The following is a 24,727-nucleotide window of genomic DNA, read 5'->3' on the forward strand; positions in this document are numbered from 1 at the left end:
GAGGAAAACGGGATTGCGCGGACAACCCCCTTGATAAGCTGCCGACAGAAACGCGCAAGCCTTTGAAGCTGGCCGACTTATCGAAGGCCGCCGGAAGCATCAGGGATATGTTGATGGATGTGAACAAGCGCACGTGAACGTGCGGACGGAATTGTGTGAGTCCTATTCACGGTCACATAGACTCAAACCTTAAGAATCTAAGATTCTAGTTTTAAGGAAGGCCCTATGGATGGATAAGTGTGCAGGGTGAGACCTTAACGAGTTCTTACTATCCCCAGCGTTCCCTGCGCTGGACAGAAAGCCGGGCGCAGAAAATGTTCGAAGACGTCTATCTCTGGATCAAGGCGCTGCATGTGATCGCCGTCATCTCCTGGATGGTGGGCATGCTCTACCTGCCGCGGCTGTTCGTTTATCACTCCGAGGCCGAGATCGGATCGAAGCAGTCGGAAACCTTCAAAGTGATGGAACGCCGGCTGCTCAAGGCGATCATCAACCCCGCCATGATCGTCACATGGCTTGCCGGGCTCTATCTCGCCTGGTCCGGCCACTGGTTCTCTTTCGGCTGGCTGCACGTAAAACTGGCACTGGTCCTGGCGATGTCTGGGGTCCACGGCTTTTTTTCACGCTGGTGCAAGGATTTCGCCGCCGACCGGCGTCCGCGTAGCCAGAAATTCTATCGAATTATCAATGAGGTGCCGACTGCTCTGATGATTTTGATCGTCATCATGGTGATCGTGAAGCCGTTCTAGGCAAGGCTTGCGATGAATCGCTCAGCGCTTCGGCTTGCGGAGTGGAAAGCGATTTTCTATATTGGCGATATCCCACCCAACGCAGGCGGATGTGGTTTTGTCTGAGCTTTCCAGAGGCCGGACACCGCATCAGGTTTGAAGCCTCACCGGCGCTCTCCTTGCCAGACCTGCGGACCTTACCTTCTCGCGTCCGCATTTCAGAGCCTCCTCGCACCCCCTCCCAAGGTTACCCCACAGGACCACCCCAATGCGGGAAATTAAACTCCAGGACCTCAAGTCGAAGACGCCGGCCGAGCTTGTCTCGTTCGCGGAAGAGAATGGGGTCGAGAATGCCAGCACCATGCGCAAGCAGGAGCTGCTGTTCGCCATCCTCAAGCAGCTCGCGATTGCTGAAACCGACATCGTTGGCGAGGGCGTCGTCGAGGTGCTCTCCGACGGCTTCGGATTCCTCCGCTCGCCGGACGCCAATTATCTGCCGGGACCGGATGACATCTACGTTTCGCCCTCGCAGATCCGCCGCTTCGGTCTGCGCACCGGCGACACCATCGAAGGCCACATTCGCAGCCCGAAAGAGGGCGAACGCTATTTTGCGCTGCTGAAGGTCAACACGCTCAATTTCGAAGACCCGGAAAAGGCCAAGCACAAGGTCAATTTCGACAACCTCACGCCGCTGTTTCCGAATCAGCGTTTCCGTATGGAAATCGACGACCCGACGCGAAAAGACCTTTCTGCAAGGGTGATCGATATCGTCGCGCCGATCGGAAAGGGCCAGCGCGCGCTGATCGTCGCGCCGCCACGCACGGGTAAAACCGTGCTGATGCAGAACATCGCGCATTCGATCGCGCACAATCACCCCGAATGCTATCTGATCGTCCTGCTGATCGACGAACGTCCGGAAGAAGTCACGGACATGCAGCGCTCGGTGAAGGGCGAGGTGGTTTCGTCGACCTTCGACGAGCCGGCGGTTCGTCACGTCCAGGTCGCCGAGATGGTGATCGAAAAAGCAAAACGTCTGGTCGAGCATGGCCGCGACGTCGTGATCCTGCTCGATTCGATCACGCGCTTGGGCCGCGCCTACAACACCGTGGTGCCGTCATCCGGCAAGGTCTTGACCGGTGGTGTCGACGCCAACGCGCTCCAGCGCCCGAAGCGCTTCTTTGGTGCCGCCCGCAATATCGAGGAGGGCGGCTCGCTGACGATCATTGCAACCGCGCTGGTCGATACCGGCAGCCGCATGGACGAAGTCATCTTCGAAGAGTTCAAGGGCACCGGTAACTCCGAACTGATCCTGGACCGCAAGGTCTCGGACAAGCGCACCTTCCCGGCGATCGACATCTCGCGCTCCGGCACCCGCAAGGAGGAGCTCATCACCGATCCGCAGGTGCTCAAGAAAATGTACGTGCTCCGCCGCATCCTGAACCCGATGGGCACCATGGATGGGATCGACTTCCTGCTCGACAAGCTGCGCTCGACCAAGAGCAATTCAGAGTTCTTCGACTCGATGAACACCTGAGTGCGATGCAGCATGAGATTAGAGGGCGCCTTCGGGCGCCCTTTTGCTTTTGTGCGGCTTTGCTGCGGAAGAAATGCAGCATGGCGATGGGACGAAAGGAAAATCCGGATTTTCCGGAAGTTGTTGATATCTTTACGTAATACTTGACGCTGGCTGACCATTTGGTGCCTGGGCGAGGCTGCCTTTGCAGCAAAATGCTGCGTCTTATATTGCATCGCAATAGAGCCGTTGCTGCGGGCCAGAGCGCAGCAAAAGGGGCGTCGGCATCGCGAGAACGGGCCGTTTGCCTTTTCGTCGCCAGCCGGACAAATAGGCCATGCATCCGCGAGACCAGACCATCTTTGCGCTGTCGTCCGGCCGTGCGCCGAGCGCGATCGCCGTGGTGCGGGTCTCCGGATCGCAAGCGGGGCTCGCGCTCACGACGCTGGCGGGGAGGCAGCCGGCGCCGAGACAGGCCAGCCGCCGGCTGCTCCGCGATGGCGCGGGCCAGGCGATCGACGACGCGGTCGTGCTCTGGTTTCCGGGGCCGGCCAGCGCGACCGGCGAGGACGTCGCTGAATTTCACGTCCATGGCGGCCGCGCGGTGCTCGCGGCACTCCTCTCCGCTATTTCGTTTATTCCGAATACGCGCGCGGCCGAGCCCGGCGAATTCACGCGGCGTGCGTTCGAGAACGGCAAGCTCGATCTCACCGAAGCCGAAGGCCTCGACGATCTCATCCATGCCGATACCGATCGTCAGCGCCGCCAGGCGCTGCGCCAGTTGCAGGGCCTGCTCGGCGATCGCGCGCGCGACTGGCGCGAGCGCATCATCGAGGCGTCGGCGCTGATCGAGGCCGGCATCGATTTTTCCGACGAGGGCGATGTGCCGGCCGAGTTGAGGGCGCCGGCGGTAAAAGCGATCAAGGCGCTGCATGACGAAATCGCAGAAGTCCTTGCGGCACAGGGACATTCTGAACGCCTGCGCGACGGCCTGGTGGTCGCGATTGCCGGCGAGCCGAATGTCGGCAAGTCGACGCTGATCAATCAGCTGGCGCGCCGCGAGGTCGCGATCGTCTCGCCGCATGCCGGCACCACGCGCGACGTGATCGAGGTGCAGCTCGATCTCGACGGCTATCCGGTCACGGTAATCGACACGGCTGGCATCCGGGAGACCGACGATCCTGTGGAGCAGGAAGGCGTGCGCCGGGCACGAGCGCGAGCCGACGCCGCCGACCTCGTGCTGTGGCTGGTCGAGGGTGGGCGCGCTGTCGATCCGGGTACGATGCAATCGCTGGTGAAGTCAGGCCCCGGGCGTGATCAATCGAGCGGCTCGGTCTGGATCGTCCGCAACAAGATCGATCTGGGCCAGGCGGGGGACGTCGGGCGGCGTGGCGAGTTCGGGATCTCGGCGAGCCGGGGGGACGGGGTTCCCGACCTGATCGACGCTCTGGTGAAATTCGCCGCCGAGTTTTTCGGGACGACCGAGGGCGCATTGGTGACCCGCGCCCGCCAGCGAGATCTGTTGCGCCGGGCCTCAGACAGCTTGCGTCGGAGCCTGGAGCTTGTAGAAGACGGCGAAGAGCTTGCCGCCGAAGAGTTGCGTGCTGCGGCCTATGCCTTGGGTCGCCTGTTGGGCCGGGTCGACGTCGAGGACGTCCTCGGGGCCATCTTCCAGAAATTCTGCATCGGAAAGTAGAACTAGTTCTTCATTGTAGAACTAGCGCTTGTTCCAGTCCTTGCGTTTCACGTGAAACGGCAATGGGATGGGTTCCGGGCCGTTTCACATGGAACAGGTGCTTGCAGTTTCGTAGCCCGGATGAAGCGAAGCGCAATCCGGGACGGCTCCGCAGCCGGAACACCTTTCCCGGATTTCGCTGCGCTCCAGCCGGGCTACAAGCTTCCTGCTGTTTCACTGAAACAGGTGGTGGGCGCTTCCGGCCTGTTTCACGTGAAACGCGAGCGGCCCTCATTGCGGCTTCTGGGCCCGCAGACTTGGGCGGGAGATTCGATTTCACTGCTCAAGCGGTCTTGGCTGCGAACGACACTCGGCCCCCAATCCCGTCATTGCGAGGAGCCCTTGCGACGAAGCAATCCAGACTGCCTCCACTGGATTGCTTCGCTCCGCTCGCAATGACGGAGTAGACGGATCACTCCTACCCGCGTCCAGAGCAGGGCGAGATCTCGCCAGGAGTTCTCGCCCGGTTAGACCCATCCTGTTTCACGTGAAACGGCAGTCCGCTCAGTTCCGGTTCTACTGTGCATGGGGTTGTTCTCGCGAAAATGCGCATCGCCTCCTGTCGCCCCGTTTCACGGGAAACAACCGCCTCACCCAGTTTCTACTTCCGGCTTCTCCACCTCTGAGATAGAAGTCCGCCCATGCGAACAGAGCGAGAGAGTTTCGACGTCATCGTGATTGGCGGCGGCCACGCCGGCTGTGAAGCCGCGGCTGCTTCCGCCCGGATGGGTGCGACGACCGCTCTGGTGACGCACCGTTTCTCCACGGTCGGCGCGATGTCCTGCAACCCCGCCATCGGCGGTCTCGGCAAAGGCCATCTGGTCCGCGAGGTCGATGCTCTCGATGGTCTGATGGGCCGGGTCGGCGATGCCGGCGGCATCCAGTTCCGCGTCCTCAATCGCCGCAAGGGACCGGCCGTCCGGGGGCCCCGAGCCCAGGCCGACCGGAAGCTTTATGCCGCAGCCATGCAGGCCGCGATCCGGGACACCGAAGGTCTTTCTGTCATCGAGGGCGAGGCGGACGAGCTGATCGTGGTCGAGGGCCGGGTGACCGGACTACGCTTGGCGGACGGCCGCGAGCTTCGGGCAGGGGCTGTCGTCGTCACCACCGGCACCTTCCTCCGCGGTCTGATCCATCTCGGCGAGAAGAACTGGCCCGCCGGTCGGGTCGGCGAAGCCCCGGCGATGGGTCTTTCGAGCTCCTTTGAGCGGGCAGGCTTCACCCTTGGACGGCTCAAGACCGGCACTCCGCCGCGTCTGGACGGCACCACGATCGACTGGTCAGCGGTCGAGATGCAGCCCGGAGACGAGCCTCCGGAGCCGTTCTCGGTGATGACGGAGCGGATCACGACCCCGCAGATCCAGTGCGGGATCACCCGGACGACCTCCGCGACCCATGAAGTGATCCGGGCCAACGTCCATCGCTCGCCGATGTACTCCGGCCAGATCAAGAGTTCCGGACCGCGCTACTGTCCCTCGATCGAGGACAAGATCGTCCGCTTTGGCGACCGCGACGGCCATCAGATCTTCCTGGAGCCGGAAGGGCTCGACGATAGCACCGTCTATCCCAACGGCATCTCGACCTCGCTGCCGGAGGAGGTCCAGCTCGCGATCCTCGCCAGCATTCCTGGCCTGGAGCAGGTGAAGATGGTCCGTCCCGGTTATGCCATCGAGTACGACCACATCGATCCCCGCGAGCTCGATCCGACCCTGCAGACCAAGCGTCTGCGTGGTCTCTTCCTGGCTGGGCAGATCAACGGCACCACCGGATACGAAGAAGCTGCCGGGCAGGGTATCGTGGCCGGCCTGAACGCGGCTTTGGCGGCGAGCGGCGCCGCCCTGACCGTGTTCGACCGTGCCGATGGCTATCTCGGTGTGATGATCGACGACCTCGTCACCCGCGGGATCAGCGAACCCTATCGGATGTTCACCTCACGCGCCGAGTACCGGCTAACCCTGCGCGCCGACAATGCCGATCAGCGCCTCACCGAGAAGGGGATTGCGCTTGGATGCGTCGGGAGCGCCCGGACGCAGCATCACCGCGCCAAGATGGACGCCCTGAATGCGGCCAGGGCGCTGTCGAAGTCCCTGACCATCACCCCGAACGAGGCGATCAAGCACGGCCTGACCCTGAACCGGGACGGCCAGCGCCGTTCGGCGTTCGAGTTGATGGCCTATCCGGACATCGGCTGGAGCCAGGTCCGGGCCATCTGGCCGGAGCTGTCGGCGATCGACCCGGTCATTGCCACCCATCTGGAGATCGACGCGAAGTACGACGTCTATCTCGAGCGCCAGAGCGCCGACGTCGAAGCTTTCAGGCGAGACGAGGGGATGGTGCTGTCGGACGTCGATTACCAGCAGGTCCCCGGTCTTTCCAACGAGGTGCGTGCCAAGCTGGAGAAGGCGCGGCCGTTCACCGTCGGCCAGGCTGGCCGGATCGACGGCATGACGCCGGCGGCTCTCGGTATCCTCGCGGCCTACCTCCGGCGCGAGGCACGGAAGACCTCAAAGGCGATCGCATAGGCGTTTCACGTGAAACAGCGCGGGCCGGGCGGCAGATCGTCATCAGGGAAACCATCGGCGGGCGAGGGCGCGAGTCGCCGATCCGAACCGACGCCGATCAAGCCGAAGATCGACAAGGCCAGCGCCAACGATCGGTCGCTGGACGCGATCATCGCCGCGGACAAGCTCGCGGCCCTCAGGCTCGCCCCCGTTTCACGTGAAACCGAGGAGCGACTCGACCGCTACATTGCGCTGCTCCGCGAGTGGCAGGCCAAGACCAATCTGGTCGCGCCCTCGACCCTGCCGCAGCTCTGGACCCGGCACATCGCCGATTCGCTTCAGCTCGTCGATCTCGCCCCTTCGGCCAAACGCTGGGCCGACCTCGGCAGCGGCGGCGGCTTTCCCGGAATCGTCCTCGCCTGTGCCATGGCCGGGACGCTTGGCGCCAGCGTCCATCTCGTCGAGCGAATCGCCAAGAAGGCGGCCTTTCTGCGCGAAGCAGTTCGCGTCACCGCATCTCCGGGGCTCGTACATCTCGCGGAGATCGGGGATAATGTGGATAGAATCACCGGCCCCGTCGATTGCGTCACCGCGCGTGCGCTGGCTCCGCTACATCAACTCATCGGCTTTGCGGAGCCGCTGATGCGCCAGGGTGCAAAAGCGCTGTTTCCGAAGGGTCAAGATGTAGAGGCTGAATTGACCGAAGCCGCTAAATATTGGAATATTCAGCCGCAGCTTCACCAAAGCCGTACCGGCGACGGTTGGATCGTCGAGCTGACGTCCGTCGAGCAGCGCGGCTGACGCGTTCAAGGGTCGAGTGGGGAATTTGCGATGAGCGTGATTGACGAACCGCAGCAGCAACAGACCGGCGAAGTCCCGCAGGGCCACCCGCGCATCCTGGCGCTGGCGAATCAGAAGGGCGGCGTGGGAAAAACAACCACGGCGATCAATCTTGGCACAGCACTCGCTGCGATCGGCGAGCGCGTCCTGATCGTCGATCTCGATCCGCAGGGCAACGCCTCGACCGGCCTCGGCATCGATCGCCGCAACCGCTCCTGCTCGACCTATGACGTGCTGATCGGCGAAGCTGCTTTGCGCGAGGCGGTGGTCTCGACCGCGGTGCCGCGGCTGCACATCGCACCCTCGACCATGGATCTCTCCGGCCTCGAGCTCGAGCTCGGCACCACGCCCGGCCGCGCGTTCAAGCTGCGCGACGCCATCGGCGCGCTCAACAACAACGTCTCGCCGGACGCCGACTACACCTATGTGCTGATCGACTGCCCGCCCTCGCTCAACCTGCTCACGGTGAATGCGATGGCGGCCTCCGATGCGATCCTGGTGCCGCTCCAGTGCGAGTTCTTCGCGCTCGAGGGTCTGTCGCAATTGCTGCAGACGGTGGAGCAGGTGCGCTCGACGCTCAATCCGAACCTGTCGATCCACGGCATCGTGCTGACCATGTTCGACTCGCGCAACAACCTCTCGAACCAGGTCGTCGCCGACGTCCGTCAGTTCATGGGCGAGAAGGTCTACAAGACCATGATCCCGCGCAACGTGCGCATCTCGGAAGCGCCGTCCTACGGCAAGCCGGTCCTGGTCTACGATCTCAAATGCGTCGGCAGCGAAGCTTACTTGCGGCTCGCCACCGAAGTGATCCAGCGCGAGCGCGAGCTGCGCACCACGCATTGACGCTGCCGTAGGGTGGGCAAAGGCGTCTTCACCGTGCCCACCATCTTCTGCACACAACTGGTGGGCACGCCTCGCTTTGCCCACTCTACGATAATTCAGTTCTGGAGTGTTGCACCGTGAATCCAAGGGAGCTGGCGATGGCCGACGAAGCGCGTTCGCGACTGGGCCGGGGTCTTGCGAGTCTGATCGGTGACGTCGGCGGCGAGGCTCAGCATGTCGATCGTCCGCGCGCGCAGCGCAAGGTGCCGATCGAATTCATCAAGCCCAATCCGCGCAACCCGCGCCGCGCCTTTTCGGAAACGGAGCTCAAGGAGCTCTCTGATTCGATCAAGCAGCACGGCGTGATCCAGCCGATCGTCGTGCGTCCGGTGAAGGGCGCGCAGGATCGCTTCGAGATCATCGCCGGCGAACGGCGCTGGCGCGCATCGCAGATGGCCGGCCTGCACGAAGTGCCGATCGTGCCGGTCGACATCAGCGACAGCGATGCGCTGGAGTTCGCGATCGTCGAGAACGTGCAGCGCGAAGACCTCAACCCGATGGAAGAGGCGCTCGGCTATCACGCGCTCGCCAACGAGTTCAAACGCAGCCAGGACGACATCGCAAAGGTCGTCGGCAAGAGCCGCAGCCACATCGCCAACATGATGCGGCTGACGAAACTGCCGGCCGAAGTGCAGGCCTTGATCACGAGCGGCGAGCTGACCGCCGGCCACGCCCGCGCGCTGATCGGCGTGCCCGATCCGCTCGCGTCAGCCAGGCGCATCGTCGCGGAAGGCCTCAACGTCCGCCAGGCCGAGGCGCTCGCGCATGAAGAGGGTGTGCCGGAGCGCAAGCCGCAGAAGGCGCGCAGCACCGGGGGCAAGGAAAAAGACCCTGACACGATCGATCTCGAAAAGCGCGTCAGCGATGCGCTTGGCCTCAAGGTCACGGTCAATCACCGCGACCCCGGCGGCTCCGTCCAGATCAACTACCGCAACCTCGATCAGCTCGACGAGGTGATGAGGCGGCTGGCGAAGGGCGCGCTGTAGACGTCATTCACAGTCTGTCTCCCTCACCCTGAGGAGCCGCAAAGCGGCGTCTCGAAGGGCGAGGGCCCGGGCCTTCATCCTTCGAGACGCGCGCAAGGCGCGCTCCTCAGGATGAGGAGTAGGCGCTTCGTTCCGTCTTTGCGGGCGCATCTGTTTCCACATCGTCATTGCGAGCGAAGCGAAGCAATCCAGATTCTTTCCGCGGAGGGACTCTGGATTGCTTCGTCGCTTGCGCTCCTCGCAATGACGTGGAGAGAGCGGTGCCTCAGCCGCGCCGCTTCGCATTCGCGGCGATGGCCATCAGCGTGCGCTGGGCGATGGCGGCAGCGAGGGTGGATTGCTTGCGGGTGTCGAGCGCGGCGGTCGCGAGCTGCTCAATGATTGCAGTGAGCCGCGCCACGCTGAAATTGCGCAGCGCCGTTTCGACCGCCGGCTTTCGCGAAAAATGCAGGCGCGGATAGCCGCCCTCGAGCACGGCGGACGCAGGCTGGCCGTCGGCGATCGCGAGCGCAGATTTGTGCAGCCACGCGGCCTGGCGCTGCGCGGCGGAGATGATCACGCCGGGATAGGTGCCCGCGATCATGGCCTTTGCAAATTCGGTCTCGACGATGTCGGGCCGGCCGGCGAAGGCGCCGTCGACGATGGGGTCGAGTTTCAGCTCGGACGCATCGGCAACGACGGACATCACGTCATCCAGCGTGATCTCGCCTTTGCCATGCGCATAGAGCGTCAGCTTGCGCAGCTCATTGCGCGAGGCCTGGCGGTCGCCGCCGAGGAATGACATCAGCGCCGCGCGGGCATCCTGCGCGATGCGCAGATTGGCGATGCGGAGCTCGTCGTCCATCAGTTTGGCAAGGTCGCGCTCGGTGTCGGGATAGCACCCGATCGCCACGGCCGTCTTGGCGCGCTCGCAGGCTTTGCGCAGGGGCGATTCCGGGCGCAGCTCGCCGGCCTCGATCACGATCCGGCAATCCTTCACGCCCATCTCCGCCAGCGTATCGATACCGCTGGCAAAGCTGCGCGAGCCGGCACGGACACGGATGGCGCGGCGGCCGCCGAACAACGGCACCGTCATGGCTTCATCGACGAGCCGCGACGGCTCGGCGGAGAGTTCGTCGCCGTCGAGCTTGACGAGGGAGAAGGGATCGTTGGGGTCGTCGACGGCCGAGGCTATCAGTGCATCGGCGCGCTCGCGCACGAGGCCGGCATCGGGACCGTAGAGCAGGATGATCGGTCGGCCCCCGTCGGGACGGGCGAGGAAGGCGTCGATCTCTTTTCCGCGCAGCGCGACCATCGGACCTGACTGTCATTCCAGGGCGCACGAAGCGCGAACTACGGCGCGCAATTGCGCGCCTGAGAATCTCGATCAATAATCTCTGGATTCCGGATCCGCCCTGCGGGCGCTCCGGAATGACGGGGATGACTTAGGTGCCGGCGATGAAGAACGAGGCGAGGCGAGTGTTGATGTTCTCGGCGATCTCGTTGGCGGCACGATCCTCGGCATCGCGCAGGGCCCGGTTGCGGGCAAAGCGCTGGTAGGAGCCAGGCATGTCATAGGACACGCGCGCGAACGTCGTGCCGGTCATGACCGACTTGCCGCTGACGACCTCGATCAAATTGTACTGGGCGTCGATGCCGTAGTTTTCACTGTTCGGCAGGCCGGTATTGGGATCGACGATCAGCGACGTTTTGCTGCTCGCGAAGCGAATCTCCAGGCGATGGGTCGGCGGCATGCCGGTGGCCGTGCCGTAGAGCTTGAAGGCCAGGGCGTTGCGGACCTCGACGCCGACACGGGCCTCGCGGGAGGCATTGGCCTTGTTGATCGGCGGAAGGTCCACACCCATCAGCTTCTCGCGCAGGCCGGGGGTGCCGTCACCACGCTCGGCATACATCGGCTGGAAGCAGCCAGCCGTCAGCGCCGCCAATGCGGCGACCGCCAGCAAGCGGGCAGCGATCCGGATCCTAGCCGACAACATTCACGATCCTCTTGGGGACGATGATCACCTTGCGGACGGGCTTGCCGTCCAGGGCCAGTTTTACCGCATCGAGGGCCAAAACGGCAGCCTCGATTTCCGGATTCTGGGCCACTGTTGCAACTGTGACCTCACCCCGCTTCTTGCCATTGACCTGGACCACCAGGGTCACGGCGTCTTCAACCAGCAAATCGCGTTCGATTTGGGGCCAATCGGCCTCGGAAACCAGCCCGCTATGGCCCAGAACCTGCCAACACTCCTCGGCCAGATGCGGCATCATCGGGGAGAACAGCTGAACCAGGATCTGGCTGGCCTCCCGGACCGCCCAGGCGAGGTCAGGTGTGGGCTGGCCGGGGCGCTGGAGCACCTCGGAGAACGCATTGGCGAATTCACGGATATGGGCAAGGCAGACGTTGAAGTGCAGCCGCTCGATCCCGGTGGTGACCTTGTCCAGCGCGCCATGAGCGGCCTTGCGCAAGGCGGTCGCATCCGGGCCGAACGAGCCCGGACGATCTGCCGGCGCGGCCTGGCCGAGCTCCACTGCATCGTTCACCAGCCGCCACAGCCGCTGCACGAAGCGCGAGGCACCCTGGACGCGCTCGTCGCTCCAGATCACGTCGCGGTCGGGCGGGGAGTCCGACAGCATGAACCAGCGGGCGACATCGGCGCCGTAGGTCTCGATGATGTCGTCGGGGTCGACCGTGTTCTTCTTCGACTTCGACATCTTCTCGATCGGACCGATCTGGATGTCTTCGCCTGACGTCAGCAGCGTCGCGCGCCGGCCGTTGCCGCCGACCTCGATCTTCACCTCGGCCGGCTGCACATAGGTGCCGTCGGCCTTCTGGTAGGTCTCGTGCACCACCATGCCCTGTGTGAACATGCCGGAAAACGGCTCGTCCAGCGCAATGTGCCCGGTCGCCTTCATCGCGCGGGTGAAGAAGCGGCTGTAGAGCAGATGCAGGATCGCGTGCTCGACGCCGCCGATATACTGATCGACCGGCAGCATCCGGTTGGCGACGGCTGGCGTCGTCGGCGCGTTCTCGTTCCAGGGATCGGTGAAGCGCGCAAAATACCAGGATGAATCCACGAAGGTGTCCATGGTGTCGGTTTCGCGCTGGGCCTTGCCGCCGCATTTGGGGCAGGTGACGTGCTTCCAGGTCGGGTGATGGTCGAGCGCGTTGCCCGGTCTGTCGAAGGTCGCATCGTCCGGCAGCGTCACCGGCAGGTCGGCGTCCGGCACCGGCACCACATCGCACTTTGGACAATGGATGACGGGAATCGGGCAGCCCCAATAGCGCTGCCGTGAAATACCCCAGTCGCGCAGGCGGAAATTGACCTGACGCTCGCCAACCGGCGCGTTGCCGCGCAGTTCGCCTTCCAGCCGCTTTGCGACCTCGTCCTTGGCCTGCTCGATGGTCATGCCGTCGAGGAAGCGAGAATTGATCATGCGGCCGTCACCGTCATAGGCGGTGTCGGTGATGACGAAGGTCTTCGGATCCTGGCCCTCGGGGCACACCACCGGAATGTTGCCGAGATTGTACTTGTTGACGAAGTCGAGGTCGCGCTGGTCGTGCGCGGGGCAGCCGAAGATCGCGCCCGTGCCGTATTCCATCAGCACGAAGTTCGCGACATAGACCGGCAGCTTCCAGCTCGGATCGAACGGGTGCACCGCGCGGATGCCGGTGTCAAAACCCTGCTTTTCCGCGGTGTCGATGATCTCCTGCGCGGTGCCGATCTTCTTGATGTCAGCGATGAACTGGGCAAGCTTCGGGTTCTTCGCGGCGGCTGCTTGCGCCAGCGGATGATCCGACGAGATCGCCATGAATTTGGCGCCGAACAGGGTGTCCGGGCGCGTCGTAAAGATCTTCAGCTCGCTCTCGCCGGCGGGCGTCGTCGCCTGATCCAGCGCGAAGCGGACCAGCAGGCCCTCGGAGCGGCCGATCCAGTTGCGCTGCATCAGCCGCACCTTGTCGGGCCAGCGGTCGAGCCCATCCAGCGCGGACAGCAGTTCCTGCGAGTACTTCGTGATCTTGAAGACCCACTGGCTCATTTCCCGTTGTTCGACAACGGCACCCGAGCGCCAGCCGCGGCCGTCGATCACCTGCTCGTTGGCGAGCACGGTCATGTCGACCGGATCCCAGTTGAGCTTGCGCTTCTCACGCTCGGCCAGGCCGGCGGCGAGCATGTCCAAAAACATCTTCTGCTGATGCTTGTAGTAGCTGGGGTCGCAGGTCGCGAATTCGCGCGACCAGTCCAGCGACAGCCCGATCGAGCGGAGCTGTTTCTTCATCGCGGCGATGTTGTCGTAGGTCCAGGCCTTCGGCGCGACCTTGCGCTCGATGGCGGCGTTCTCGGCCGGCAGGCCGAACGCGTCCCAGCCCATCGGGTGCAGCACGTTGAACCCCTTGGCGCGCATGAAGCGGGCCAGCACGTCGCCGAGCGTGTAGTTGCGGACATGGCCGATATGGATGCGCCCGGACGGGTAGGGGAACATCTCCAGCACGTAGTATTTCGGCCGCGAATCGTCGTTCTTGGAGACGAAGATCGCCTGCTGGTCCCAGGCGGCTTGCCAGCGCGGTTCGGCGTCGCGGGCGTTGTAGCGTTCGGAGGTCATGGAATCGTTGGGTTTTCGTGGATTCGGCCGTCTAAAGACGGCGGACTAGGCCATAGAAGTCCTTAGGGGGTCAATGGGTTGCCGCTGGCGGCGGCCCCCCGCAAGGCTGCTCCGCTAAAGTACGGACGGCCCATTGGGATCGGATTAAGGGGTCGGTGCGAGGTTGGCCCCCGACAGCACCCCGCCAGGCGATGGAATCAGGCTTCGACGATCTCGATTACGACTATGCCGCGTCTGTCGCCGGACGGGCGGTGCGGAGCATGGCCGAGCACCGGATTCCGCCGACGCCGACCAATTTTGCCGTCTGGTTCCACTATTTCGCAGGCAGCCATGACGACCTGCGCAATGCCATCGATCTCCTGATCGACCACAACCGTCCCTTCGACGCCAGGACCAACCAGGATCTGTTCGAGACCTATGTCGCGCCCCGGGCGGGCGCCGTCGCCTCCGAGACGTCCGATCGGCTGCACGCCCTCATGGGGGCGGCGAAGGAGTTTCTGGCGACGGCCATGGCCGACAATCGTTCCCAGATGCAGGCGATCAGCGAGGTCGCTGATCAGGGCAGGGCTGGCGTCGATCCGAAGGCGCTGGTCGCCCAGCTCATGAATGAGCTGGCGCGGGCCGCCGCGAGGGCGACCCGGCTCGAGGCCGGTTTTGCGGAAAAGACCCGCGAGCTCGACGTGATCCGCGACTCGCTCTCCAAGTCCGAAGAGCGCGCCCGGACCGATACGCTGACGGGGCTGGCAAACCGGCGCGCGCTCGATGAATTCCTGCGCAAGGCACAGACGACCGCGGATTGGGGCGAGCCGCTCGGCGTGCTGATGCTCGACATCGACCACTTCAAGACCTTCAACGACAATTTCGGCCATGGTGTCGGCGACCAGGTGCTGCGCCTGATTGCGAAAGTGCTGCGCGAAAAAGTTCGCGAGCAGGATCTGTCGGCCCGCTATGGCGGCGAGGAGCTGATTGCCGTGCTGCCGGATGCCGATCTCGCCACTTGCGCCGAGATCGCCGAGCGCATCAGGCGCGCGATCGCCGAATGCACGATCACGCGCCGCTCGACCGGGGAGACCCTGCCCGGCATCAGCGTGTCGATCGGCGTGGCGCAGTACCGGACCGGCGAGACGATCACCGATCTGATCGAGCGCTGCGACCGCGCGCTCTATCTCGCCAAGGGCGGCGGCCGCAATCGCGTGGTGACGGAGGTCGAGCTCGATCGCGCCGCGGCTGCGGGCTAGGCGCTCGCGGCCAGCATCATGGCGGCCGCGCCGTTCTCGATCACCTGGATGCCGTGCTCCATGACATTGTTGCGGCCGCGGTGTTTTGCGGCGTAGAGCGCGGCGTCGGCGGCTTCGATGAGATCGCCGGGGCGCAGCGTCTCGTTCGGCTTCGTTGCAGCAACGCCGATCGAGACGGTGACGATCATGTGGGCGGAGGTGATGTGCGGCAGGCACAGCTTCAGCACGGCCGCGCGCACCTGCTCGCCGATCTCGACGGCGCGGTTCACATCGGTGTTCGGCAGCAGCAGGCAGAACTCCTCGCCGCCATAGCGGGCCGCAAAGCCCATCGTGTCGGCGGCGATGCCGGACAAGGATTCGCCGAGCCGGGTCAGGCAGGAATCGCCTTCGAGATGGCCGTAGGTGTCGTTGAACAGCTTGAAGTGGTCGACGTCGATCATCAGCAGCGCAAGCTCGCTGTCATATTGCTGCGCGCGCATCCATTCGAAGTCGAGCCGGCTCTGGAAGCCGCGGCGATTGGCCAGCCCCGACAGCATGTCGATCGAGGCCATCACGGTGAGGCGGTCGTTGCTCGCGATCAGCTCGCGCTCGCGCTGGCTGAGCTGCGCGGCCATCGCGTTGAAGGCGCGGGCCAGCGGCACGAACTCGGCCGGCAGACGGTTGCGCGCGGCGCGGGCCGAGAGGTCGCCCTCGCCGAGGCGTTTGGCCATGTCGGCCAGCATCTCAATCGGCTTGATCACGAGCTTCTCGGCAGCGATCAGCGCGCCGAGCAGGACGAACAGGACGACGAACGCGAGCTGGAGATAGGCGGTGCGGATGTCGCGGCTGACCGCCGCGGACACCTTGTCCTCGTCGATGCTGGCAATCAGGCGGGCGTTAGTGCCGGCGATGCGGATATAGCTCACCGCGCGGCGGGAGCCGTCAGCGGCGAGGAAAGAGAGTGAGCCCTCGTCCTGGTCCGAACGCAGCGCCCTGTCGGCGATCGCCGACATCAGCGGCATGTTGTCGAGCGGACGGCCGATTGCGCTGTGCTGGTCAGCCGGCGCGGCGAGCACCGTGCCGGCGCTGTCGACCAGCACGGCAGTGATGCCGGCACGGCCGCCGAGATTGCTCATGACCTTCGACATCCAGTCGAGGTTCACGGTGGCGAGCACGACGGCATCCGCCACACCGCTGAAGGCCGACACCGGATAAACCGCCATGACGGTCGGCGACGGCACGGGCCGCGACAGGATGAAATCGCTCAGCACGAAGCGGCCGGTTTCCTGCGCCTGCTGGAAGTATGGCCGGTCGCTGAGGTCGAGGCCGACATACATGTTGTTGGTGGCGCACTGGATGCGTCCGTCCTGGCCGGCGATCAACAGCGTGCGGATCCAGGGAAGGTTCGACGGCAGGCTCGCGCGCAGCACGTCGCAGCTCTTGCTGATGCCGCCGGCGGAGGCGCGGATGAAGGCTTCAGATTTCAGGATGGTTTCGACCGACGAGATCACTTCGCGCTGCGCATCGGCGCTGTGTCTTGCAATGGTGGTGAATTCGGTCGCGGCCTGCGCGATCTGCCGCGCGCGCGTGTCCTCGAGCGAACGGATGCGCTCGAACATCAAGGGCGTCACCAGAATCACCGCGAGCAACGCAAGCCGTGCCCGGATTCCGAGAACCTGCTTGAGTTTCACTCGTTTGCGGTTGAAACTGACGTTTGCCATCTTCGCTGCCCACCCCATCGGCCAAGGTAAAGCGAAGGGTTCAAAAACTCTTTCTTGAACTCGGTAAAATTAGAACTAGCTCCGCAACAATCCAGTCCGAACCGACGTCATGACCGAAACCAACGCCGCGCCGGTAACCGGCCATTCACCAAACGCGCTCGCCGCGGTCGAAGCCGAAATTGTCCGCGCCTGCAGGGAAGCGCGGCGCGATCGTGCCTCCGTGACGCTGATCGCGGTGTCCAAGACGTTCGCCGCGGATGCAATTATCCCGGTCATCGACGCCGGACAGCGCGTATTCGGCGAAAATCGGGTGCAGGAGGCCAAAGGCAAGTGGCCGGCGTTAACGTCCGCTTATTCCGGCATCGCGCTGCATCTGATCGGGCCGCTGCAGTCCAACAAGGCGAAGGAGGCGGTGGCGCTGTTCGATGCCATCCATTCGGTCGACCGCCCGAGCATTTGCCAGGCGTTAGCCAAGGAAATCGAATCCCAGAACAGGCACCCGGAGCTGTTCGTCCAGATCAACATCGGCGAGGAGCCGCAGAAGGCCGGCATCGCTCCCGGCGAGGCCGATGCCTTCATCGCGAGCTGCCGCGACAGCTATGGGCTGACGATCTCCGGCCTGATGTGCATCCCGCCGGTCGACGAGCCGCCGGCGGCGCATTTCGCGCTGACCGCCAAGATCGCAGCGCGCAATGGATTGAAGAATCTCTCGATGGGCATGAGCGCGGACTTCGCCACCGCAATCATGCTCGGCGCCACCCATGTGCGCGTCGGGAGCGCGATCTTCGGGCACCGGTGACGCCGGCAGCGCTCGCAACGACGGCGGTGGTTACGCAAACCACACCGACACCTGCCCAAGCACACCAAAATCCACCGCGAAATGATCGCCGGCCTGGATCGGCAGCGGCGGATGGCACGTGCCTGTCGTCACCACCTCCCCTGCCCGCAAGGTGATGCCGAGCCCGCGCAGCTCGTTGGCAAGCCAGGCCAGGGCGACACGGGGATCGCCGAGCACGTTCTTGCCGTGGCCGAGATAGCGCTGGCCGCGCAGCGTGATCTGCGGCCGCTCCTCGACGAGATCCATGGCGCGCCAGTTCGCAGTCGTCGCTGCGCCAAGCACGAACAGATGCGCGCAGGCATTGTCGGCGATGAGCTGCGCCTCGCCGGCGCTGGCGAAATCGCCAAAGCGCGAGTCGGGAATCTCGATCGCGGGATGCAGGGTGTCGACGGCGGCGAGCACGTCGTCGACATTGTACGGCGTCGCGCGCGGCGGCAGATCGCGGCCCATGACGAAGGCGAACTCCGGCTCGCCGACGCGCATCTCGTTGCCCTTCATCGACGCCGTGCCACCGTCGGCGATCACGGTGTCGCTCATGATGCGGCCGGCCAGCGGTCCCGCGACGTTGATGTGCTTCTGTCCGGCCTCGCTTGTCGCCGCGATCTTCCAACCGAACAGCTTTCCAAGCGATTGGTTTTCGAGGACGGCCTGGATGGCATAGCCATCGGCGCGGCTCTGCGGCCGCAACCGCGGCTCCAGCGCGTCAAACTTGGTGCCGTCGCGCCAATGTTTGACCAGGACCTGCGATGCGGCGGCGATCTGATCCTTGTCGAGCATGTGCCCTCACCCGATGATGATTCTTGTTCTTGGTCCCAGGCGCCGCAGCAATTGCAGCATCGCCGCTTTGGTCATCGAGACGCAGCCCGCGGTCGGCCCGAAATTGTCGCGCGCCAGATGCAAGAACACCGCACTGCCGCGGCCGGCGATGCGCGGTCTGGTGTTGTGGTCGATTTCGATGATGAAGTCATAGAGATGGTCGGTCCGCTTGAGACGGTCACCGCCCTGCTCCGGCCCGAGCCGGATCGCCTGATTGTAGTGGCGATCTCCGGCGTCCTCGCACCAGGCGTCCGTGTCGCCGATGGTCCGGGCCGGAAGAAAGGTCCGCGGACGGCTGTGGCGGTCGCCCCGCCACCATAATTGCCTGGGACGGAAGCCGCCCCTCGGGGTGCCGCCATCGCCCTCGCGCTTGTTTGCCAGGATTCCGCCTCGCCCCAGCGCCACCGGGACCGTAAGGGCGCCGGCCGTCAGCCAGCCCCGGCGCGGATTCCCGGCAGCAGGTTTAACGCGGATCGCTCGAAGCGGTCCGGAGCTTCGATTCTTTGGGTAACTAGCTGAATTCGCTTTGTTTTTCATGTGAACGTGCGATGTCGAATTCATTACAGGACATTCATCAAAACGGCCTGAGATTTTGAGTTAGAGTGCTTCTGGCTTGTGAATCGGTAACAGCCCACTACTTCAACACGAACAACAATAATAACGGCGACCCCCCTAACTTTCCCTCGCGGCTGGGTGCAGCATGCATGCGCGCCGAGCCGGACTCCAAAAGGATGACCCCCTATGGCCAATGCCCGCAAGATCCTCATCGTGGATGACGATACCGATCTGCGCGATACGTTGGTGGAGCAATTATCGCTGCACGAAGAATTTGAGGCCTCCGCCGTCGATACCGGCGCCAAGGGCGCGAGCGCCGCGAAGGCCAATGCCCCCGATCTGGTCCTGATGGATGTCGGCCTGCCCGACACCGATGGCCGCGAGGTGGTTCGTTCCTTGCGCAAGGGCGGCTTCAAGGCCCCGATCATCATGCTCACCGGGCATGACACCGATTCCGACACGATTTTGGGGCTGGAATCCGGCGCCAACGACTACGTCGCAAAACCCTTCCGTTTCGCCGTGCTGCTGGCCCGCATCCGCGCCCAGCTCCGCCAGCACGAGGCGAGCGAGGACGCGGTGTTCTCGGTCGGCCCCTACTCCTTCCGCCCGGGCTCGAAGATGCTGACCGCGGCCAATGCCCGCAAGGTCCGGCTCACCGAGAAGGAAACCGCCATCCTCCGCTTCCTCTACCGGGCCGGCCAGATGCCGGTCTCGCGCGAGACCCTGCTCCAGGAGGTCTGGGGCTATAATTCCGGCGTCACCACCCACACGCTGGAAACCCACATCTACCGCCTCCGCCAGAAGATCGAGAAGGACGCCGCCAATCCGGAGATCCTGGTCACGGAAGCCGGTGGCTACAAGCTGGTGCCGTGATACGCTTTAGGGGCGTGCGAATCGTTTTAGATCGCATGCCCTTTGAGCCCCGGACCTAAATGTCAATCGACGACGACGTAGCGCTTCTCGAGCGTGTCCCGACACTGCGCTTGTTGGGAGACGCGTCGTTGCGCATGCTGGCGATCGGCTCCGAGCAGCGTAATTTCGTCCGCGGCGACGTCCTGTTCAATCTCGGCGACGAAGCCGATGCCGGATATGTGGTTCAACGCGGCGCCTTTCGGGTCGACGACGGCGCCGGCGCGGAGATGATCGCAGGTCCCGGCGCGCTGATCGGCGAGCTCGCGCTGGTGGTGCCGATGAAGCGGCCGTCGAGCGCGGTCGCGCTGGAGCACGCCTCCGTCATCCGCGTCGCGCGCAGCTTGTTTCAACGCGTGCTCGAGAGTGACCCCGCGGCTGCGGTGCGCCTGCGTGACGAATTCGCGGTGCGCTCCAGCCAGATCGCGAGCGATATCCTGATGGCGGGCGCGAAGCTGACGTCGTCGTAGCCCGGACGGCGCCGCTACACCTCCAGCGTCACCGTCACCGGCACGTGGTCCGACGGGCGCTCCCAGCTCCGCGCGTCGCGCAGGATCTTGAAATCGCTGACCGCGTCCTTCAATGCGCGCGAGACCCAGATGTGGTCGAGCCTGCGGCCGCGATCACCGACGGTCCAGTCGGCGGAGCGATAGCTCCACCACGTATAGACCTTCTCCGACATCGGAAAACGCTCGCGCGCGACGTCGACCCACTCACCGGCTGCCAGCGCGGCTTGCAGCTTCTCGGTCTCCACAGGTGTATGCGAAACCACTTTCAGAAGCTGCTTGTGCGACCAGACGTCGTTCTCGTGCGGCGCGACGTTGAGATCGCCGACCAGGATGTGGCGATCCTCCCCGCGCGGATGCAGCGGCTCGCAGGCCTTCATCTCGTCGAGGAAGCGAAGCTTGTGGTCGAATTTCTCGTTCAGCGCGGGATCGGGAATGTCGCCGCCGGCGGGCACGTAGAAATTATGCAGCACCAGCGGCTTTGCGATGCTGGCCTTCTCGCCGAACGAGACCGAGATGTGGCGCGAATCCACCTTGTCGCAGAAGGTGCGGATGTCTTTCGATTCGAACGGGATCTTCGAGACGATGGCGACGCCGTGATAGCCCTTCTGCCCGTTCAGCGCGACATGCTCATAGCCCAGCCGCTTGAAACGCTTCAGGGGAAAGGCATCGTCGATGCACTTGGTCTCCTGGAGGCACAGCACGTCCGGCCGCGCGCTCTTGAGAAACTTCGCGACCAGGTCGATGCGCAGCCGCACCGAGTTGATGTTCCAGGTTGTCAGGGAAAGACGCATGAGGCCTGCGTCTTAGCAAGCTCTCGTAGGGTGGGCAAAGGCGCAAAGCGCCGTGCCCACGTCTTTTAGGGGGTGGGTGCAAGGTTCGTAGCAAGCCCTCGTAGGGTGGGCAAAGCGAAGCGTGCCCACCATGCCTGCCGCAAGGAGAGATGGTGGGCACGGCGCTAATGCGCCTTTGCCCACCCTACGGCTAACCCACCCTACGCACCGTCAACCCGGCGATGGGCCGTAATTGGTGAAATCGATCTTGAACATGGCAGGATCGAGCTTCTTGCCCGCATCGAGATTGTAGACCGCGATCGTGGTGTCGTAGCCCTGCGGGTCGGTGACGGTCCACTGCTTCAACTGGCCGTCCTTGGCGCCGAACATCAGCAGCAAGCGGCTGGTGCCGACCAGCGCCTGCTTCTCCTCGATCGTGACGCTGACGAAGACGTCGTCGGCCGAGACGTTGACGACGTTGGTGTCCTTCATCAGGTCGATGCGGTCGGACAGCAGGAAGCGCAGCGGCGTCTGCGACAGCGGATAGACGTCCTGGGTCGCGAGCTTTCGGTCGCGCACCACCAGCGAGGATCCGTCGGCGACGATGTCGATCGGGCTCGGCGCGTCATATTCGAAGCGCACCTTGCCGGGCTTCTGGATGTAGAAGTCGCCCTGCGTCTTGCTGCCGTCGGGGCCGACCTGGACGAAATTTCCAACCAGCGTCGACAGCGAGGACAGATAGGCGCTGACCTTGGCCGCCTGCGCCTTCTGGTTGGCGTCGAACGTCTGGAAGATGCTGGTCGGCACGTTGCGGCGCGGATCCGGGATGACCGGGTTCGGCGGCGTCTGGGTCGCGCCGGTGACGGCGGGCCCACCGGCCGAACCGCCATCGCGGCCCTTCGGCGCGGGCTTCGGCACGGGCACGGTCTGCGCGAACGACGCCGCGGTCACCATCGCGGCGGTGACGAGAAGCACACCGGCCATGCGCGCGCTTCGCGCAGCGATGGTGGCAGCGAATCGAATGTCCGGATGTCTGATCAACGCGTCGTCCTGTGTGGCTGGGCGCCCTTTTAGCGTGATTTCGCTACTGCAGATATCGATTTTGCGTGAAATTATGTTCAGAGGCGGCTCGCCTCACATGTGGCTGTCTTCTTCCTCGACCAGAATCTCGCGCTTTCCGGCGTGGTTGGCGGGTCCGACGATGCCCTCCAGTTCCATGCGCTCCATCAAGGACGCGGCACGGTTATAGCCGATCTGGAGCCGGCGCTGGATGTAGCTGGTTGAGGCCTTGCGGTCGCGTTTGACGATGGCCACGGCCTGTTGGAAGAGATCGCCGCCGCCATCCGCGCCCATGCCGCTGGCGTCGAACACGGCGCCACCGTCCTCGTCCTCGGTCGGCTCTTCGGCCGTGACGGCCTCGAGGTATTCGGGCTGGCCCTGCGTCTTGAGGTGACGCACCACCTTCTCGACTTCCTCGTCCGATGCGAAAGGTCCGTGCACGCGGCTGATGCGGCCGCCGCCCGCCATGTAGAGCATGTCGCCCTGCCCGAGCAGCTGCTCGGCGCCCATCTCGCCCAAAATGGTGCGGCTGTCGATCTTGGACGTCACCTGGAAGGCGATGCGGGTCGGGAAGTTCGCCTTGATGGTGCCGGTGATGACGTCGACCGACGGGCGTTGCGTCGCGAGGATCACATGCAGGCCGGCGGCGCGCGCCATCTGCGCGAGACGCTGCACCGCGCCTTCGATGTCCTTGCCGGCGACCATCATCAGGTCGGCCATTTCGTCGACGATGATGACGATGTAGGGCAGCGGGTCGAGCGAGAGCTTCTCTTCCTCGTAGATCGCCTTGCCGGTTTCCTTGTCGAAGCCGGTGTGCACAGTGCGCGTCGGTTCTTCGCCCTTGGCTTTCAATTCGAGCAGGCGCGTATTGTAGCCGTCGATGTTGCGCACACCGAGTTTGGCCATGTTCTTGTAGCGCTCTTCCATCTCGCGCACGGCCCATTTCAGCGCGACCACCGCCTTCTTCGGGTCGGTCACAACAGGCGTGAGCAGATGGGGAATGCCGTCATAGACGGAGAGTTCGAGCATCTTCGGATCGACCATGATCAGGCGGCACTGGTCCGGGCGCAGCCGGTAGACCAGGCTGAGGATCATGGTGTTGATGGCGACCGACTTGCCGGACCCGGTGGTGCCGGCGATCAGCATGTGCGGCGTGCGCGCGAGGTCGATGATCACGGGGTCGCCGCCGATGGTCTTGCCGAGGCAGAGCGGCAGCTTCGCAACCGAATCGACAGTCTCCTTGGCGACCAGCAGCTCGCGCAGATAGACCTTTTCGCGATGCGCATTCGGTAGCTCGATGCCGATGGCGTTACGGCCGGGTACGACGGCGACGCGTGCCGACAGCGCGCTCATCGAACGGGCGATATCGTCGGCGAGACCGATCACGCGCGATGACTTGATGCCGGGCGCCGGCTCCAGCTCGTACAGTGTGACCACGGGACCCGGATTGGCTTTCACGATCTCGCCGCGCACGCCGAAATCCTGCAGCACGCCTTCGAGCGAACGCGAATTGGCTTCCAGCTCAGCCTTGCTGAGCGGCTGGCGATCGCCCGCCTTGGGCGCGGCCAGCACGGACACGGACGGAAGCTCGAACTTGTCGGAGGATTTCTTGGAAGCGGCCTTTGGTGCAGCCTTCTTGCGCGGGGCGCGCGCGGCCGGCTCCTCCTCTTCCTCCTCCTCGTCTTCCTCTTCTTCGTGCTCGTCCTCGTCAATTTCGTCTTCGGACTGCGGCGAGATCGACGGCGCGGCGCGGCCGGCGCCGAGATTCGGCTCCTGGCGGCTGAACGCAACGGCTTTGGTCTTCGGTCCGCTCGAGACCAGCGAGCGGTAAGCGGTGCCGAGCAGCCAGATCAGCCGCGCCTTCGTGCTCATCAATGCGTGGAACAGCCACCCCAGCGACACCGAGCCGCGATCGCTCTCCTCGTCTTCGTCGAGCGGCTTGTCGTCGTCCTCGATCTCCGCGAACTCGTCGTCGTGCGCGCGCGCGCCGAGGCCGCAGGCGATCAGGAAGGTCGCGCCCATCGCGGCGAACAGGATCGTGCCCAGCACCATGCGATAGATCGTGCCCGCCGGTCCGAAAATCACCGCGGGCGCGCGTACGAGCGCATCGCCGACCACGCCGCCGAGGCCGGTCGGCAGCGGCCAGGCGCCGCCATGCGGCCAGCAGCTGGCAAAGCCCGCAGCGATCACGGTGCAGAGAATCCAGGAACCGAGCCGCAGCGCCTCGCGGTCGAACGGGCGATGGGTCATCATGCGCCAGCCCCAGACCGCGACCGTCAGGACTAGCATGATCGCGCCGAGCCCGAGGATCTGCATCGCAAGGTCGGCGCCAATCGCGCCGGCATAGCCGAGAATGTTGCGGATCGGCCGTGAGGTCGCGTGGCTGAGGCTTGGATCCTGCACCGACCAGGTCATCAGCGCGGCCGAGGCGACGCCGGACAATGCAATCAGGCCGAAACCGGTGAGCTCGCGCATACGCCGCGCCAGCCCCTCGCGGATCGACGGTGGCAGATGGCCGACCAGTGGAATGACACGTTCGATTGCCGACATGCTCATGG

20 protein-coding genes are annotated in these 24,727 nt (G+C 64.2%); 11 read left to right on the forward strand and 9 right to left on the reverse strand.

Annotation, left to right across the window (positions count from 1 at the left end; all coding sequences use genetic code 11):
• The first annotated feature begins 314 nt into the window (after positions 1-314).
• From hemJ to IVB46_RS32215, 7 genes are all read left to right on the forward strand, one after another.
• Positions 315-749: a protoporphyrinogen oxidase HemJ gene (gene hemJ / locus IVB46_RS32185; RefSeq protein ID WP_247306929.1), complete on the forward strand. Its 435-nt coding sequence runs from the start codon at positions 315-317 to the stop codon at positions 747-749.
• Positions 750-996: 247 nt separating this feature from the next.
• Positions 997-2,262 (forward strand): transcription termination factor Rho, encoded by a 1,266-nt coding sequence (gene rho / locus IVB46_RS32190; RefSeq protein ID WP_045004625.1) that lies wholly within the window; start codon positions 997-999, stop codon positions 2,260-2,262.
• Between the two features lie 316 nt (positions 2,263-2,578).
• Entirely contained in the window at positions 2,579-3,937 is a 1,359-nt protein-coding gene (gene mnmE, locus IVB46_RS32195; protein WP_247306483.1) for a tRNA uridine-5-carboxymethylaminomethyl(34) synthesis GTPase MnmE, read from the forward strand.
• Between the two features lie 680 nt (positions 3,938-4,617).
• Complete coding sequence (gene mnmG, locus IVB46_RS32200; RefSeq protein ID WP_247344257.1) at positions 4,618-6,498, forward strand: tRNA uridine-5-carboxymethylaminomethyl(34) synthesis enzyme MnmG; 1,881 nt, start codon at positions 4,618-4,620, stop codon at positions 6,496-6,498.
• 9 nt (positions 6,499-6,507) lie between these two features.
• Positions 6,508-7,278: a 16S rRNA (guanine(527)-N(7))-methyltransferase RsmG gene (rsmG, locus tag IVB46_RS32205; protein WP_247306489.1), complete on the forward strand. Its 771-nt coding sequence runs from the start codon at positions 6,508-6,510 to the stop codon at positions 7,276-7,278.
• A gap of 30 nt (positions 7,279-7,308) precedes the next feature.
• On the forward strand, positions 7,309-8,163 hold the full coding sequence (locus IVB46_RS32210; protein ID WP_071908759.1) for a ParA family protein: 855 nt from the start codon (positions 7,309-7,311) through the stop codon (positions 8,161-8,163).
• 137 nt (positions 8,164-8,300) lie between these two features.
• Positions 8,301-9,188 (forward strand): ParB/RepB/Spo0J family partition protein, encoded by an 888-nt coding sequence (locus IVB46_RS32215; RefSeq protein ID WP_085403084.1) that lies wholly within the window; start codon positions 8,301-8,303, stop codon positions 9,186-9,188.
• Between the two features lie 265 nt (positions 9,189-9,453).
• Here IVB46_RS32215 and holA read toward each other — a convergent pair whose 3' ends face one another.
• The 3 genes from holA to leuS all read right to left on the reverse strand — a co-directional run bounded on the left by holA (position 9,454) and on the right by leuS (position 13,775).
• Positions 9,454-10,482, reverse strand: a complete 1,029-nt coding sequence (holA, locus tag IVB46_RS32220) for a DNA polymerase III subunit delta (protein WP_247306492.1) — start codon at positions 10,480-10,482, stop codon at positions 9,454-9,456.
• Between the two features lie 130 nt (positions 10,483-10,612).
• Positions 10,613-11,164, reverse strand: a complete 552-nt coding sequence (gene lptE / locus IVB46_RS32225; RefSeq protein ID WP_028150179.1) for an LPS assembly lipoprotein LptE — start codon at positions 11,162-11,164, stop codon at positions 10,613-10,615.
• A complete protein-coding gene (gene leuS, locus IVB46_RS32230; protein WP_247344262.1) occupies positions 11,151-13,775 on the reverse strand; it encodes a leucine--tRNA ligase in 2,625 nt (874 codons plus the stop codon). Before leuS ends, lptE begins: the two co-directional genes overlap by 14 nt.
• 191 nt (positions 13,776-13,966) lie before the next feature.
• Here leuS and IVB46_RS32235 point away from each other — a divergent pair, with 191 nt between their 5' ends.
• On the forward strand, positions 13,967-15,013 hold the full coding sequence (locus IVB46_RS32235) for a GGDEF domain-containing protein (protein WP_247306514.1): 1,047 nt from the start codon (positions 13,967-13,969) through the stop codon (positions 15,011-15,013).
• Here the strand turns inward: IVB46_RS32235 and IVB46_RS32240 are convergent.
• The gene (locus IVB46_RS32240) at positions 15,010-16,713 is read right to left on the reverse strand and encodes a diguanylate cyclase (protein WP_085403080.1); all 1,704 of its coding nucleotides are present in this window, start codon (positions 16,711-16,713) and stop codon (positions 15,010-15,012) included. The two genes, IVB46_RS32235 and IVB46_RS32240, sit on opposite strands and share 4 nt — an antisense overlap.
• 109 nt (positions 16,714-16,822) lie before the next feature.
• Between IVB46_RS32240 and IVB46_RS32245 the strand changes: the two genes are divergently transcribed.
• Positions 16,823-17,512, forward strand: coding sequence for a YggS family pyridoxal phosphate-dependent enzyme (locus IVB46_RS32245; RefSeq protein WP_247306516.1), 690 nt, complete (start codon positions 16,823-16,825; stop codon positions 17,510-17,512).
• Between the two features lie 30 nt (positions 17,513-17,542).
• Here the strand turns inward: IVB46_RS32245 and IVB46_RS32250 are convergent, their stop codons facing one another.
• Positions 17,543-18,328: a fumarylacetoacetate hydrolase family protein gene (locus tag IVB46_RS32250; protein ID WP_247306518.1), complete on the reverse strand. Its 786-nt coding sequence runs from the start codon at positions 18,326-18,328 to the stop codon at positions 17,543-17,545.
• A gap of 6 nt (positions 18,329-18,334) precedes the next feature.
• Complete coding sequence (locus tag IVB46_RS32255; RefSeq protein ID WP_247306520.1) at positions 18,335-18,904, reverse strand: L,D-transpeptidase family protein; 570 nt, start codon at positions 18,902-18,904, stop codon at positions 18,335-18,337.
• Between the two features lie 204 nt (positions 18,905-19,108).
• Between IVB46_RS32255 and IVB46_RS32260 the strand changes: the two genes are divergently transcribed.
• Together IVB46_RS32260 and IVB46_RS32265 are read left to right on the forward strand one after the other, a co-directional pair.
• Positions 19,109-19,795, forward strand: coding sequence for a response regulator transcription factor (locus IVB46_RS32260; protein WP_007598630.1), 687 nt, complete (start codon positions 19,109-19,111; stop codon positions 19,793-19,795).
• Between the two features lie 59 nt (positions 19,796-19,854).
• On the forward strand, positions 19,855-20,301 hold the full coding sequence (locus tag IVB46_RS32265) for a cyclic nucleotide-binding domain-containing protein (RefSeq protein ID WP_071908749.1): 447 nt from the start codon (positions 19,855-19,857) through the stop codon (positions 20,299-20,301).
• Between the two features lie 14 nt (positions 20,302-20,315).
• Here IVB46_RS32265 and xth read toward each other — a convergent pair whose 3' ends face one another.
• The 3 genes from xth to IVB46_RS32280 all read right to left on the reverse strand — a co-directional run bounded on the left by xth (position 20,316) and on the right by IVB46_RS32280 (position 24,725).
• Positions 20,316-21,131, reverse strand: coding sequence for an exodeoxyribonuclease III (xth, locus tag IVB46_RS32270; protein ID WP_014490778.1), 816 nt, complete (start codon positions 21,129-21,131; stop codon positions 20,316-20,318).
• Between the two features lie 210 nt (positions 21,132-21,341).
• On the reverse strand, positions 21,342-22,094 hold the full coding sequence (locus IVB46_RS32275) for an outer membrane lipoprotein carrier protein LolA (RefSeq protein ID WP_063980290.1): 753 nt from the start codon (positions 22,092-22,094) through the stop codon (positions 21,342-21,344).
• Between the two features lie 150 nt (positions 22,095-22,244).
• Positions 22,245-24,725, reverse strand: a complete 2,481-nt coding sequence (locus IVB46_RS32280) for a DNA translocase FtsK (RefSeq protein WP_208083832.1) — start codon at positions 24,723-24,725, stop codon at positions 22,245-22,247.
• Positions 24,726-24,727: the final 2 nt, after the last annotated feature.

Origin of the sequence: Bradyrhizobium sp. 61, assembly GCF_023073075.1 — a bacterium.
In the GTDB taxonomy this organism is placed as follows: domain Bacteria; phylum Pseudomonadota; class Alphaproteobacteria; order Rhizobiales; family Xanthobacteraceae; genus Bradyrhizobium; species Bradyrhizobium barranii.